The sequence below is a fragment of the Evtepia gabavorous genome (assembly GCF_003425665.1).
In the GTDB taxonomy this organism is placed as follows: Bacteria; Bacillota; Clostridia; order Oscillospirales; family Oscillospiraceae; genus Evtepia; species Evtepia gabavorous.
In genome coordinates this window covers 1-13,188 of the sequence record NZ_QQRQ01000035.1, presented here as the reverse complement: position 1 = coordinate 13,188, position 13,188 = coordinate 1, and the positions used below count along the sequence as shown (strand labels likewise).

Below are 13,188 nucleotides of genomic sequence, written 5' to 3'. Positions count from 1 at the left end.
TGAATTAAAGTATTTGAATGAGACCCGCCGGCCTTTGCCCGGCGGGCAAAGGATTGTTTTATGGAAATCAATGGCATTGAGGTCGATGTCGACCTGCGATACAGTGAAATGAACCTCTCCCAGGGCATTCTGAAGGCACTGGACCAAAAGGGCTTTACCCTGGCCACCCCCGTGCAGGCCGGGGCCATCCCCTGCTTCAAGGACTGGAAGGATGTCATGGCCAAGGCCCCCACCGGGTCCGGCAAGACCTTCGCCTTCGGCATCCCCATGGTGGAGCACACCGACCCCGAGGGCACCGAGGTCACCGGCCTGGTGCTGGCCCCCACCCGGGAGCTGGCCCTACAAATTCAGGAGGAGCTGCGCCAGCTGTGCGCCTTCCTGCCCGGCATCCGGGTGGCCTGCCTCTACGGCGGCCAGCCCATTGACCGGCAGATCACCCAGCTGAAAAAGCGCCCCCAGATCGTGGTGGCCACCCCCGGCCGGCTCATGGACCACATGAAGCGTCGGACCGTCCGCCTGCACAAGGTGGAGACCGTGGTGCTGGACGAGGCCGACCGGATGCTGGACATGGGCTTTATCAAGGATGTCACCCACATCCTCAAGCAGATCCCCCACCGCCGGAACCTGGGCCTGTTCTCCGCCACCATTTCCCGGGAAGTCATGGACATCTCCTGGGTCTACCAGCGGGACCCGGTGGAAATCGTGGTCCGGCCCGTCCAGGAAAACCGGCCCAAGATCAGCCAGTACCGGCTGAAGGTGGACATGGGGGGCAAGGTGGACCTGCTGGCCGCCATCCTGGAGCGGGAACACCTGGACCGGGTCATCGTCTTCTGCAACACCAAAAACACCACCGACCGGATCACCGGCCTGCTGCGGATGCGGGGGATCGCCGCCCAGTGCATCCACGGCGACCTGGGCCAGAAGGTCCGGGAAAAGGTGCTCTCCTTCTTCCGGGCCGGCCAGCTCCGGGTCCTGGTGGCCACCGATGTGGCCGCCCGGGGGCTGGACATCGACGACGTGGACGGGGTCATCAATTATGATATTCCGGAAGAGGGGGAATACTATGTCCACCGCATTGGGCGGACCGGCCGGGCCAAGCACCAGGGCGCGGCCTACAACCTCATCTCCTCCGTCACCGACGACGTCCGCCTGGACGAAATCATCCGCAACAACCAGTACGACGTGAAAACCATTACCCTTTGAGGAGGCTTTTTCCAATCATTTATGCTGATACCCTTTCATTCCCCTGACGCCAGCGACAGCACCTGGGTCCGTCCCCTTTTACAGTCCGAGGGGCTGGCCCTGTGCGATTACAGCTTTCCCGTTCTCTTCTGCTGGAAAGACGCCTACGGCTTTCAGTACGCCCCCCTGGGGAAACGGCTGCTGGTCCGGCTCACCAGCTCCCTGGGCCATTCCTATCTCTGGCCCGCCGGGGAAGGGGACCCCACCCCCGCCCTGGACGCCCTGACCCAGGACGCCCGGGCGGAGGGCCAGCCCCTGCGGCTGATCGCCCTGACCCTCTACCACAAAAACTGGCTGGAGGACCACTACCCCGGCCGCTTCTGCTTTGAGGAGGCCCGGGACGGGTTTGACTATCTCTATTCCGTGGACCGCCTGGCGGACCTGCCCGGGAAAAAACTCCACGCCAAGCGCAACCACATCCACCGCTTGGACGAGGCCTGTCCCGGCTGGACCTGGGCCCCCCTCACCCAGGCGGATATCCCCGCCTGCCTGGCCATGGACGCCGCTTGGCACCAGGATGCCCTGACCCGGGAGACCGTCCGGGGCCTGTCCACCCTGGACGACGAGCACCGGGCCCTGGTGCTGGCCCTGGAACACCTGCCGGCCCTGGGGCTGGAGGGCATTGTCCTGCGGTGGCAGGACACCCTTTTAGGCTTCACCTTGGGCGCCCCCCTCACCGAGACCATCTTCGACGTCCATTTTGAACGGGCCCGGGGGGAGATTCAGGGGGCTTACCCCGCAGTGAACCGGTCCTTTGCCCGGTACATCCGGCAGAAGTACCCCCATATCCGCTACCTGGACCGGGAGGACGACATGGGGCTGCCCGGCCTGCGGAAAGCCAAGCTGTCCTACGCCCCCGACTATCTCCAAGTCAATTTCAGCGCGGTGGAGTGCCGCGCTCCCTGATTCCCTGGGCCGCCCGCCGGCGGCCGATCTGAAACAAAGGAGGACACCCCCATGATCACCATCCGCACCGCTGCCCCGGAAGAACTGCCCCAGCTGAGAGATCTCTGGCGAAAGTGCTTTGGAGATCCCGGCGCTTATGTGGATATCTTTTTCCAGAAGTTCTGCTCCATTGACCAGGTCCTGGTGGTCGATGACGATGGAGAGGTGGACTCCATGGCGGCCATGCTCCCCGGCGCCATCCAACTTCCCGACGGGACAGAGGTCCCCGTGGGGTATGTTTACGCCCTGGCCACCAACCCCTATATGCAGGGCAAGGGCCACGCCCGGCAGCTGCTGCGCTACGCCGACGATTTTCTTCAAAAACGAGGGGACAAAGCCATGGTCCTGGTCCCCGCCTCCCCCTCCCTCCATCGGTTCTTCGAGGCCGTGGGAATGGACGAGTGCTTCGCCACCCGCAAGGTGGAGATTCTCACCTCCGCCCTCTCCGGGGATACCGGCGGCGGGGTTATGACCCCTGTCTCCCCCCGGGAGTACAACGAGATTCGGGAGGGGTATCTGAAAAACACCTTCCACATGACCTATACCGACCAGATGATCTCCTTCCAGCAGATCGGCAGCCACCTGGCCTACGGCGATCTGTATAAAATTGAGATTGACGGCGTGGTGGGCTGCGCCGCCATTGAGTATGTCCAGAAGCGCCGCCTGCTGACAAAGGAACTGCTCATTCCCACCGATAAGATGGGCAAGGCGGTGGAGACCATCGCCAAGGAAATGGAGGCCTCCCGCTACCACATCCGCACCCCCGCCTTCTGGGATGGGCTGCCCGGCAGCTACACCCAGGCCTTTGGCATGATTAAGTGGTACGACCTGGGGCTGCATTCCAAATACTTTGCCCAGCAGGACGCCTATCTGGGGTTGGGCTTTGACTAAGCGCGCAGAAAACCCGCTTTGGAGCACGTCTCCGAGGCGGGTTTTTTGAATGATTTCAAGAAAGGAGGCTGTCTTACATGAAACAATATAGACCGATACTTTTTTCCTTCTTGCTGCTTGCCCTATGCCTGACCGCCGCCTGTGCCTGGGATAATCCCTCCCCTGCCCCGGGGGATGCCTCTTCTTCTTCCGCTGGGGAACCTGGGGAAAGTTCCGTCGTGGCTGTCAGCGATGCCATTCCCTTCTCCCAGGCGGTCACACAGTACGCCGGAAACGCCGGCCTCTCCTACCAGGCGGCCCGCACAGCATTCCCCGCCGGGACAGATGCCGAACCGGCAGAGGAGGCCCATTACCGCATCCTTTCCCTCCCCCTGTCCGTCACCGCCTCGTATACCCCCCGCCTGATCCTCTACTGCGCCGTCTCGGAGGCCGACGCCTCCCTTGCCTCCGTGGACGCCATCCAGCTCCTCCAGCAGGAGGGGAACACCTCCCAGCAGAACCGGTCCTTTCACGGGGATATCCAGGTTTGGCTCCGGGGGAACACCCAGCTGGAGTATGTCATCAACGGCGACTTTTACAACGGGGGAACCACCACAGCCCTGGCGTCCGGTCTCCCCATCGGCCCCGGCCAGACGGGACGGGTCACCCTCTCCCTCCACGGCTCCAGGGTCCCCCCTCATCTCCAGTATTTCTATGACCATAAGACGCTCTCCCTTTCCTCTGCCATGGCATAATGGGGTGTCCTTTTGCCCCCGCCCTTGTTGCCGCTTCCCTCTCTGATCCAAACCCATCCATGTGGAGTAAATAGCTCCACATGGATGGGTTTTTTATCGTTGACTTCATGCCCGTTTCCATGCAAAGGCAACTTCCCTCTTGACAAGGCAACCGTATTATGCTTATAATACGGTTGTAAACCGTACTATTCCTGTAATACAGTGAGAAAGCAGGTGGTTCCCATGCTCTCCTTTTCGCACCTAAGCCTGGCCGACGGGGTCCCCATTTACCAGCAGATTCTGCGCTACGTCAAGCTGGGCATCGCCGGAGGCACCATCGCCCACGGGGAGGAACTCCCCTCCCGGCGGGTTGTGTCGGCCCTGCTGGGGGTAAACCCCAACACCGTCCAGAAGGCCTACCGGCTGCTGGAGGAGGAGGGCCTTATCCTGTCCCACACCGGGGCCAAGAGCACCGTGGTGGCCGATGAGGCGGCCCAGAGCCGGGTGCGGGGGGAACTCCTCCAGGCAGAGGTCCGGGATACCATCGCCGCCATGAAACACATGGGCCTGTCCCGGCAGGAGGCCCTTGCCCTGGTGGATCAGCTCTGGAAGGAGGGAGAGACCCCATGAGACCACATCGTGCACTCTTCCATCTGGTTCTGCGCCACACCGTCTGGAAGGTGCTGCTTCTGCTGCTCCTCCTGGCAGCGGCCCAGTGGAGCGCCTTTCTCTGTCTCTCCCCGGACCCGGCCTCCATAGGCCTGGCCGATGCCTTCTCCCTGTCCGGCGGCGCACTGGCGGGGCTTTTGGCCTTGGCCTTTCTGCTGCTCAGTGCCCTGCTTCTGCTGGCCACCACCGGGCGGGGCGCCCGCCGTCCTGGGTACACCCTGGCCCGGCTCCCCCTGTCCCCGGGCTGGGTGGTCTTCTGGCAGGGGGTGTACAACACCCTGGTCTATCTCCTGTTCTGGGGGGTGCAGGCCCTGGTCCTTGTGGGGATCGGCTGGTATTACGGCCGGCAAGGAGGTTTCTTGGGCACGCAAACCCTCTATGTCACCGTCTGGGAACTGGACCTCTTTCACTTCTTCCTCCCCCTGGACCTGCCCGGCCGGTGGGTGAGCAATGCGGCCCTGGCGGCCGGGCTGGGGTTTACCGCGGCCCTGTTCACCGAGGGGCTCCACCGGGGACGAAAGAATTTCACGTTCTTTGTTCTGGCCGCCTGCTGTTTTCTCTTCCTGCCCGGAGGCCGCCCCCAGATGATCGCCGGGGCCGCCGCGCTGTGCCTCTTGGTCGGGCTGCTGCTGCGCCGGAAACGAAAGGAGACCGCCGATGAAACGCTGGAAACTATGTGACTTGGTTCCGCCGGGAACCTCGGGGGAGCTGCAAGGCCTTCTCTGTCTGTTGGTTATGATTTGCGCTTTTTTATACAGCGTGTGGAAATACGCCGCTGCGCTGACCCACGGCCTGGAGACCGCGGCCCGCTCCCTCCACCGTATGACGGACTTTGCCGACCTGATCGGCGCCCAGAGCGACAGCGCCTCTTTCTGGACACCTCCGGTTTTCTTCCCGCTGACGCTGGTGGTCCTGGCCGCACTGCTCCTGATTCCCTGCAATTACTACGCCTTTTGGCGGGGGGCAAAGAGCATCTACCTCATGCGGCGGCTGCCCGACCGCTGGGAGCTGGCCCGCCGGTGCCTGGCCATCCCCCTGCTCACCGTGGCCTGTGCCCTGCTCCTGGTGGTCATTCTGCTCCCTGCTTTCTACGGAATCTACCTCCATCTGACCCCGGAAGATGCTCTGCGCCCCGGGCAGCTGGACAAGCTGTGGGATAACTTTGCCAACCTGTTCCTCCCCTTCGCCCGGCCAGAAAGGATGTATTACTGATGCTGGAACTCAAACACCTCTCCAAATCCTACCCCGGCAAACGGCACGCCCTGAAGGACCTCTCCCTCACCCTTCCCCGGGGGGAAATCGTAGGGCTGCTGGGGGAGAACGGCGCGGGGAAAACCACCCTGCTCAAGTGCATTCTGGGGCTGCACCGGTTTCAGGGGGAAATCCTCCTGGACGACCGCCCCCTCACCCGAAAGGACTATGCCAAACTGTCCTTTGCCACCAGTGAGCACTCCTTCTTTCCCGCCCTCTCCGCCCAGGCCCACCGGGATTTTTACGCCGGGCATTTTCCCCGGTTCCGGCAGGCCCGCTATGACGGGCTGATGGACTTCTTCCAACTGCCCCGGCACAAGGCGGCGGGCCGGCTCTCCACCGGCCAGCAGAACCAGCTTGAGGTCATCCTGGCCCTCAGCCAGGGCGCGGACTACATCCTCATGGATGAGCCCTTCGCCGGCAATGATCTGTTCAATCGGGAGGACTTTTACAAGGTCCTGGTGGGGATTTTAGAGCCCCAAGAGACCCTCCTCCTGTCCACCCATCTGCTGGAGGAGACCGCCCCCTTCCTGAGCCGGGCCCTCCTGCTCCGGCAGGGAACCTTAGTGGCCGACCTGGACCCCCTGGCGCTGGAGGAAACGGGTGCCGACCTCCTCTCCTATGTGAAGCGTGCCTATCACTACCAAGCCGACCGGGTTTCCCGGGCATTAACCCAACTGACCAACGGAAAGGAGCCTTTGCCATGAAACAAGCCATCGCAGCCTTTCTCCTCTGCCTGTCCCTGGTGCTGGGCGGGGTGGCCCTGGCGGCCCATACCCTGCAGGAGGACGCCGGCCAAGTCGCTGTCACCGCCATCTCCCGCCAGGGAGATCCCGCCGCCGCCCAGGGCCTTGTGGCCACCCAGAGCTGCCAGTATGCTCAAACCCTTCTCTGGGACCTGACCATCCCCTTGGACCGCCCGGCCCAGAGCACCACGGCTTTCTCTGCCCAAAGAGACGTTCCCGCCGCCGCCAACGACGACGCCGGGGTCTATCTCCGCTTCCCCCACCAGGACGCCACGTTGTCCGCCGAACCGGGATACTTCCTGGACAACCTCCCCACAAGTCCCGCGCTGGGCCCCCTGTATGAACAGGTGGCCCGCCGTACTCCGCCCGGACAGACCCGGACGGAGATCCTGAACCCCAGTCAGTTCCTGGACGCCTATCCCCTTCAGGTGACCTTAGACCTGGCCGGGCAATCCCCTGACTACTCCCAAGCGGAGACCTTTGAGAGCCAGTTTGATCCCTCCGCCCAGGAGGCCTTTCAGGCGTTTTTCCGCTTCCCCTTCGCCCCGGACACCCGTTGGAAGGTCACCGTCACCAAGGACCAGGACGGTCTTCTGACCCAGCTGGCCATTGCGCCCACCGGCGAAGAATTTCTCACCGGCACCGTCAGCACCGTCGGGGCGCACACCGCCTATTTCACCCTGACCCCCAGCACACAGACGGGAAGCACCCTCCCGGACTTTCAGCAGGTCCCCGGGGGCTATGGGCTCTACCGGCTGCGCTTCCTGACGGGGGAAGGGGGGCGCGTCCAAATAGACCCGGACAGCCTGGAGATGGTCTATCCCCTGGACCCTCGGGCGGTGTCGGTTCTCTCCCTCACCCTCTCTCCCCAGGAGGACACCCTCTTCCTGGTCACCATCCAGGAAGGCCAAACGCGCTGCTTGGTCCTGGACACGGAGACCATGGACCTGCGAACCGCGTTTTCCATTCCCGCCGGCAAACCCACCCAGCACCTTGAGGCCTCCGTCTCTGCCGAAGACGAGGTTCTCTCCCGCACCCAATACGACGTAACCCAAGTGCTTCCGGGGGAGAACTGTCTTCTGGCCCTGGGGCAGGAAACCTTCCACTTCTTCTCTCAGACCCCGGAAGGGCACTATCAGTACCGCTGGTCCGGGCGCCTGCCCGACGGCCTCCTCTCCTTCCCGGTCTGCAACGCCCGGGCCGCCTGGAACGGGGAAAAGCTGGCGCTGGGCATCTACGACGGGGAAACCCTCACCACCGGCTTGTCCCTGTGGATCTATGACCGGGAAGGGACCATTCTCTACCAAGGCGACTACGCCACCAGTCTGGAGCAAGTCTATGGCTGGCACGCAGCGGACGCGGACACACTGACCACCGGCTCCCCTGTCCAGGTGGTGGAACGCAAGGACCGTGCCCTGACCCTATCCTGGAAATCCTGACCGCCGTTCTCCCCCAAGCAAAAAAACGCCCCCAGGCTTCAGCCTGGGGGCATGTACTCTCTTAATTTGTTCCGTTCTGCTCCACCAGCGCCTGACCGATGAGGCAGGCCGCAGTTTCGGTTTCCTGCGTGGCCAAAGGTGCCATCAGGTCAGACACGGAGTCCTCCACCTCCACCGAGGGGGCGGGGAGTACCGGTTTCTCCTGGGGCTGTGCCACCTGGGAGGTCACATACCAATAGGCGTTGGAGTTCTCCACCCGGGTGCCCCAGGCCTCCTCAATGGGGATGATCCCGGCCTCGGCATACTCCGAAGGGTCGGCACAGTAAAACTGTCCATCCTTGTACTCAGTGAGCAGAATGCCGTGGGGAACGCAGGCGGCGTGGAGCATGATCCCCTCAGGGTGCTCCTCCAGCAGGTCAATGAGGACCGCTTCGTTGGCCTGACCCCCGGGGAGGCGGTCATGGCCCACGGTCATCTCCCCATAGGAGAAGTTGTAGGGCAGGCCCCGGCCGGACAGCCAGAATGCCTCCCGGCAGCTGGCCTCGGTGATCTGGGCCCAGTTCTCATCGCCGTTGAGCATGGCGGCCCGTCTGAGCATCATGGCGGTGGAGGCCAGGGTGCAGGTCCCTCTCTGCTGCTGCTTGAGGAACACCTCATCTTGGTTGATCTCTTCCAGGGTGGCCGCCATGGCCGATGGAACCATCGCCGCCAGCATCAAAACCGTCAGTACCACGCTCAGAATCCGCTTCCGCATCCAATCTCTCCTTTGTATCCACGGGCTTTCTCAAACAGGCCGCCTTGTTGCCATCTGTAACCATTGGCAAGGCGGCTGTTACACTCTGTAACTTTTTTGTAATCATAGCATACTTCCCCTTCCCTGGGAACCCTTTTGAGGAAATTCTTTTCCTTTCTTTTGTTTCTAAAATGTTGTTTTTTTGTGGTTATTTGACACCTTTCATGGAGATTGCACAAGATTTTCTCCTCGCTTCCTTTTTCCTATGGATTTAATTGGGTAATTGGGGCAAACCGTCGAACGCCGGGGAAACACCCCACGCCGCCCCGCCAGCGGCCCCCCATAGAGGCACAAGAGACTTGACAATTTTCCCCTTGGGACATAAAATAGATTCTATCTGAATATATCATTTCACAACACAGAGATCGACCGGCCCAGCAGGCCGGGATTTTGGATCAAAGGATGGGAACTATGGCTAAGGACAACAAGAAGAAAGTCGAACAGATCACCGACATGGAGGTGGACTTCGCCCAGTGGTACACCGATGTGTGCAGAAAGGCCGAACTCATTGACTACTCCTCCATCAAGGGCATGTTCATCTACCGCCCCTACGGCTACGCCATTTGGGAGAACATCCAGGCCGAGCTGGACAGACGATTCAAGGAGACAGGCCACGAGAACGTCTACCTGCCCATGCTCATCCCGGAGTCCCTGCTCCAGAAGGAAAAGGACCACGTGGAGGGCTTTGCCCCTGAGTGCGCCTGGGTCACCTACGGCGGCAGCGACCCCCTGGAGGAGCGTTACTGCATCCGCCCCACCTCTGAGACCCTGTTCTGTGAACACTATAAAAACGTCATCCACTCCCACCGGGACCTGCCCAAGCTCTACAACCAGTGGTGCTCCGTCCTCCGCTGGGAGAAAACCTCCCGACCCTTCCTCCGCCACCGGGAGTTCCTGTGGCAGGAGGGCCACACCATGCACGCCGACGCCGAGGAGGCCCGGGCAGAGACCCAGCAGATGCTGAACATCTACGCCGACTTCCTGGAAAATGTTCTGGCCATGCCGGTGGTCAAGGGGCAAAAGACCGACAAGGAAAAATTCAACGGCGCCGAGGAGACCTACACCGTGGAGTGCATGATGCACGACCACAAGGCCCTCCAGTCGGGCACCAGCCACTACTTCGGGGACGGCTTTGCCCGGGCCTTTGACATCACCTTCACCGGCAAGGACAATACCCTGCACTATCCCCACCAGACCTCCTGGGGGGTGTCCACCCGGATGATCGGCGGCATTATCATGACCCACGGGGACAACAACGGCCTGGTCCTGCCCCCCCGGATCGCCCCCATTCAGGCCATGGTCATCCCCGTGGCCCAGCACAAGGAGGGAGTCCTGGAGGCTGCCAGCGCCCTGCTGGACCGGCTGAAGGCCGCGGGCATCCGGGCCAGGATGGATTCCTCTGACCAGTCCATGGGCTGGAAGGCCGCCGAATACGAGATGAAGGGCGTGCCCCTGCGGGTGGAGATCGGCCCCAAGGACATGGAGAAGAACCAGTGCGTCCTGGTCCGCCGGGACAGCGGGGAGAAGGTTTTCATCAGCCTGGATGAATTGGAGACCGCCGTCCCCGCCACCCTGGATGCCATCCACGACGGCCTGTACCAGCGGGCCAAGAAGAACCTGGAGGAGCACATCTTCGAGGCCCACTCCCTGGAGGAGGCCAAGGCCCTCCAGGCCCAGCACGGCGGGTTTATCAAGACCATGTGGTGCGGGGAGCTGGCGTGCGAGCTGAAGATGAAGGAGGAGGCCGGCATGACCTCCCGCTGCATCCCCTTTGCCCAGGAGCATCTGGGGGACACCTGCCCCATCTGCGGGCGGGCCGCCAAAAAAATGATCTACTGGGGCGTGGCCTACTGAGCCTCGTCCAGATCAGCAAAGAGAGAGAAATGGAAGAAGCCGCCGCGGGGGAATCTCGCGGCGGCTTCCGGTTTCTTGGGGGCTTTTCTGCGCCGTTGGAACGGGCGGGAACGGTGCCCTCCCGGGCGGGGCCCTATTTCTTCCCAAGAAATGGGGCCCCGGCTGGGCAAGCCATCGTTCCCTGCCGTTCCAACGGCGTGCGCAAAGACCCACAATGGCCCCCGCCCTGGCAGGCCCCCCAGGCAAAAAACAACCGCTCTGCCGCAGCACACGGCAGAGCGGTTTCCCGTTTTCTCAAAGCACTTTGGAGAGGAACGCCTTGGTCCGCTCCTCCCGGGGATGGCTGAAAATCTCCGCAGGGGTATTCTGCTCCACGATTTTCCCATCGGCCATAAAGAGGACCCGGTCCCCCACCTCCCGGGCAAAGCCCATCTCGTGGGTGACCACCACCATGGTCATGCCCTCCTGGGCCAACTGCTTCATCACGTCCAGCACCTCGCCCACCATCTCCGGGTCCAGGGCGGAGGTGGGCTCGTCAAAGAGCATGAGCTTGGGCTTCATGGCCAGGGCCCGGACAATGGCGATCCGCTGCTTCTGGCCGCCGGAGAGCTGGTTGGGATAGCTGTCGGCCTTGTCCTCCAGCCCCACCCGGCGCAGCAGCTCCATGGCCTGCTGGTCGGCCTGGGCCTGCTTCATCAGGCCCGTCTGAACCGGGGCCAGGGTGATGTTCTTGCGGATGGTCATATTGGGAAAGAGGTTAAAGTGCTGGAACACCATGCCCATCTGCCGGCGGATGCGGTCGATATCCACCTTAGGATCGGTGATCTCCGTGCCGTCAAAGGTGATGCTCCCCTTGGTGGGGATCTCCAGCAGGTTCAGGCACCGCAGGAAGGTGGACTTTCCCGAGCCGGAGGGCCCAATGACCACCACCTTCTCCCCCGGGTGGATGTGCTCGGAGATGTCATCCAGGACCAGGTGGTCCCCAAAAGACTTGGAGAGATGTTTAACGTCGATCACTTTGCCGCAGCCTCCTTTCCAATTTGCCCAGAAGCCAGCTGAGGATAATGACCAGCACCAGGTAGAGGGCCGCGGTGCCGATCAGGGGGAACATCTGCTCATAGGTCCGGTTGTAAATGCCCTGGGCGGCATACAGCAGCTCCTTGCCGCCGATGACCGTGATGAGGGAGGTGTCCTTGAGCAGAATGATAAACTCGTTGCCCAGGGCGGGCAGAATGGCCTTGACGGCCTGGGGAATGACAATAAACCGCATGGTGGTCATGTAGTTCAGCCCCAGGGACCGGCCCGCCTCCATCTGCCCCTTGTCCACGGACATGAGGCCGCCCCGGACGATCTCCGAGACGTAGGCGCCGGAGTTGATGCCCAGGGTCAGGGTGCCGATCATGGTAAAGTTCCGGCTGCTGGCGAAGATAACAAAGCCCATGATGAGCAGCTGGACCATCATGGGGGTGCCCCGGATGACGGTGACATAGACCTTACAGATCAGATTCAGCACCGCCAAAATGGGGTTGCGGTGACCGGGGCGCTGCTGGTCGTGGGCGGTGCGGAGCATGGCCACCAGGACCCCCAGGACAATGCCCAGGATCAGGGCCAGGGCGGTCACCAGCAGGGTGGTCTTGACGCCGTTGAGATATTGCAGCCAGCGGTCCCCCTCAATAAAGGCCTGGTAAAACTTGACGAAGAAATCCTGGAAAAAACTCAGGTCTCCGCCAGCAACGCCGATGGCTTTCCATGTGGTGTAGAGTTCCTCCATATCGGGCGTTCACCTCTCTCTTTCTATGGGTTGCGGGAGGAAAGGAAAAGGGCGGCGCATGCCGCCCTTTTCTGAACCATCACAGGTTATTCCGCCTCTGCACTGCCTGCGTCAGCGGGAATGTACTTGTCAATAATGCTCTGGATCGTGCCGTCCTCCATGAGCTCTTTCAGGGCGCCGTTGACCGCGTCCAGCAGGGCGGTGTTGCCCTTGGCCACGCCGATGGCATACTTCTCGTTGGCGTACTCGGTCTCCAGCGTGGTCAGGCCGGGGTTGGCTTTCACCAGCTCCTGGGCGGGGGCGTTGTCGATGACCACGCAGTCGATCTGCCCGTTTTTCAGAGCCTTCACCGCAGCGATGGCATCGTCATAGGGAACCACGTTCTCCTCGCCAAAGCCGCCGTCCTCCACAGGACTGGAGCAAAGGATATAACCGGTGGTACCCCGCTGGGTGCCGATGCGCTTGCCCTGCATGTCCTCAATGGAGGTGATATCAGAGCCCTCGGGGACAATAACCACCTGCACACCGTTGGCATAGGTGTCGGTGAAATCCAAAACCAGCTGGCGCTCCTCGTTGACGGTGACGCCGGCCATAACGATGTCGCTCTTGCCGCTCTGGGCGGCGGCCAGGGCACCGTCAAAGTCCATGTCGTCAATCTGCAGCTTCAGGCCCAGCTTTTCCGCGATGGCCGCTGCGATGTCCGCGTCAATGCCCACCACATTGCCGCTGTCGTCGGTGGACTCATAGGGCGGGAAAGCCGCGTTGGTGGACATGGTGAGCACGCCCTCGGTGACGGTCTTCAGGTCGGTGGCGGTGGTGGAGGCGGGTTCGCTCTGGTTGTTCGCCTCGTCGGTGGTAGGCTCCGTGGTGTCCC

At 62.0% G+C, this 13,188-nt stretch carries 14 protein-coding genes; 10 read left to right on the top strand and 4 right to left on the bottom strand.

What is annotated here, in order from left to right; translation table 11 throughout:
- Positions 1 to 60: 60 nt before the first annotated feature.
- The 9 genes from DV520_RS11355 (at position 61) to DV520_RS11315 (ending at position 7,896) form a co-directional block, all read left to right on the top strand.
- Complete coding sequence (locus tag DV520_RS11355; protein ID WP_117142924.1) at positions 61 to 1,203, top strand: DEAD/DEAH box helicase; 1,143 nt, start codon at positions 61 to 63, stop codon at positions 1,201 to 1,203.
- Between the two features lie 21 nt (positions 1,204 to 1,224).
- Complete coding sequence (locus DV520_RS11350) at positions 1,225 to 2,148, top strand: DUF2156 domain-containing protein (RefSeq protein ID WP_117142922.1); 924 nt, start codon at positions 1,225 to 1,227, stop codon at positions 2,146 to 2,148.
- Positions 2,149 to 2,199: 51 nt separating this feature from the next.
- Entirely contained in the window at positions 2,200 to 3,078 is an 879-nt protein-coding gene (locus DV520_RS11345) for a GNAT family N-acetyltransferase (protein ID WP_021919823.1), read from the top strand.
- 77 nt (positions 3,079 to 3,155) lie between these two features.
- Positions 3,156 to 3,812 carry a hypothetical protein gene (locus tag DV520_RS11340; protein WP_117142920.1) on the top strand — a complete coding sequence of 219 codons (657 nt, stop codon included), beginning with the start codon at positions 3,156 to 3,158 and terminating at the stop codon, positions 3,810 to 3,812.
- 222 nt (positions 3,813 to 4,034) lie between these two features.
- On the top strand, positions 4,035 to 4,421 hold the full coding sequence (locus DV520_RS11335; protein WP_117142918.1) for a GntR family transcriptional regulator: 387 nt from the start codon (positions 4,035 to 4,037) through the stop codon (positions 4,419 to 4,421).
- Positions 4,418 to 5,140 (top strand): hypothetical protein, encoded by a 723-nt coding sequence (locus DV520_RS11330; RefSeq protein ID WP_117142916.1) that lies wholly within the window; start codon positions 4,418 to 4,420, stop codon positions 5,138 to 5,140. The genes DV520_RS11335 and DV520_RS11330 overlap by 4 nt, the downstream gene beginning before the upstream one ends.
- Positions 5,118 to 5,672, top strand: a complete 555-nt coding sequence (locus tag DV520_RS11325) for a hypothetical protein (RefSeq protein ID WP_021919827.1) — start codon at positions 5,118 to 5,120, stop codon at positions 5,670 to 5,672. Before DV520_RS11330 ends, DV520_RS11325 begins: the two co-directional genes overlap by 23 nt.
- A complete protein-coding gene (locus tag DV520_RS11320; RefSeq protein ID WP_117142912.1) occupies positions 5,672 to 6,418 on the top strand; it encodes an ATP-binding cassette domain-containing protein in 747 nt (248 codons plus the stop codon). The genes DV520_RS11325 and DV520_RS11320 overlap by 1 nt, the downstream gene beginning before the upstream one ends.
- The gene (locus DV520_RS11315; RefSeq protein ID WP_117142910.1) at positions 6,415 to 7,896 is read left to right on the top strand and encodes a hypothetical protein; all 1,482 of its coding nucleotides are present in this window, start codon (positions 6,415 to 6,417) and stop codon (positions 7,894 to 7,896) included. The genes DV520_RS11320 and DV520_RS11315 overlap by 4 nt, the downstream gene beginning before the upstream one ends.
- A gap of 61 nt (positions 7,897 to 7,957) precedes the next feature.
- On the opposite strand, the gene DV520_RS11310 is transcribed toward DV520_RS11315, so the two are convergent.
- Positions 7,958 to 8,650, bottom strand: coding sequence for a hypothetical protein (locus DV520_RS11310; protein ID WP_021919830.1), 693 nt, complete (start codon positions 8,648 to 8,650; stop codon positions 7,958 to 7,960).
- 450 nt (positions 8,651 to 9,100) lie between these two features.
- On the opposite strand from DV520_RS11310, the gene proS reads away from it, so the two are divergent.
- Positions 9,101 to 10,543, top strand: a complete 1,443-nt coding sequence (proS, locus tag DV520_RS11305; protein ID WP_117142908.1) for a proline--tRNA ligase — start codon at positions 9,101 to 9,103, stop codon at positions 10,541 to 10,543.
- Between the two features lie 294 nt (positions 10,544 to 10,837).
- Here proS and DV520_RS11300 read toward each other — a convergent pair whose 3' ends face one another.
- The 3 genes from DV520_RS11300 to DV520_RS11290 form a co-directional block, all read right to left on the bottom strand.
- Positions 10,838 to 11,560: an amino acid ABC transporter ATP-binding protein gene (locus DV520_RS11300; RefSeq protein WP_117142906.1), complete on the bottom strand. Its 723-nt coding sequence runs from the start codon at positions 11,558 to 11,560 to the stop codon at positions 10,838 to 10,840.
- A complete protein-coding gene (locus DV520_RS11295; protein WP_117142904.1) occupies positions 11,547 to 12,314 on the bottom strand; it encodes an amino acid ABC transporter permease in 768 nt (255 codons plus the stop codon). The genes DV520_RS11300 and DV520_RS11295 overlap by 14 nt, the downstream gene beginning before the upstream one ends.
- An 86-nt stretch (positions 12,315 to 12,400) precedes the next feature.
- The coding region (locus DV520_RS11290; protein WP_242984698.1) for a transporter substrate-binding domain-containing protein at positions 12,401 to 13,188 on the bottom strand (788 nt) is incomplete at its 5' end.

Excerpts from the sequence above, each read along its gene's own strand:
- DV520_RS11355 (WP_117142924.1), top strand. The coding sequence starts at position 61 with ATGGAAATCAATGGCATTGAGGTCGATGTCGACCTGCGATACAGTGAA.
- DV520_RS11350 (WP_117142922.1), top strand. The coding sequence starts at position 1,225 with ATGCTGATACCCTTTCATTCCCCTGACGCCAGCGACAGCACCTGGGTC.
- DV520_RS11345 (WP_021919823.1), top strand. The coding sequence starts at position 2,200 with ATGATCACCATCCGCACCGCTGCCCCGGAAGAACTGCCCCAGCTGAGA.
- DV520_RS11340 (WP_117142920.1), top strand. The coding sequence starts at position 3,156 with ATGAAACAATATAGACCGATACTTTTTTCCTTCTTGCTGCTTGCCCTA.
- DV520_RS11335 (WP_117142918.1), top strand. The coding sequence starts at position 4,035 with ATGCTCTCCTTTTCGCACCTAAGCCTGGCCGACGGGGTCCCCATTTAC.
- DV520_RS11330 (WP_117142916.1), top strand. The coding sequence starts at position 4,418 with ATGAGACCACATCGTGCACTCTTCCATCTGGTTCTGCGCCACACCGTC.
- DV520_RS11325 (WP_021919827.1), top strand. The coding sequence starts at position 5,118 with ATGAAACGCTGGAAACTATGTGACTTGGTTCCGCCGGGAACCTCGGGG.
- DV520_RS11320 (WP_117142912.1), top strand. The coding sequence starts at position 5,672 with ATGCTGGAACTCAAACACCTCTCCAAATCCTACCCCGGCAAACGGCAC.
- DV520_RS11315 (WP_117142910.1), top strand. The coding sequence starts at position 6,415 with ATGAAACAAGCCATCGCAGCCTTTCTCCTCTGCCTGTCCCTGGTGCTG.
- DV520_RS11310 (WP_021919830.1), bottom strand. The coding sequence starts at position 8,650 with ATGCGGAAGCGGATTCTGAGCGTGGTACTGACGGTTTTGATGCTGGCG.
- proS (WP_117142908.1), top strand. The coding sequence starts at position 9,101 with ATGGCTAAGGACAACAAGAAGAAAGTCGAACAGATCACCGACATGGAG.
- DV520_RS11295 (WP_117142904.1), bottom strand. The coding sequence starts at position 12,314 with ATGGAGGAACTCTACACCACATGGAAAGCCATCGGCGTTGCTGGCGGA.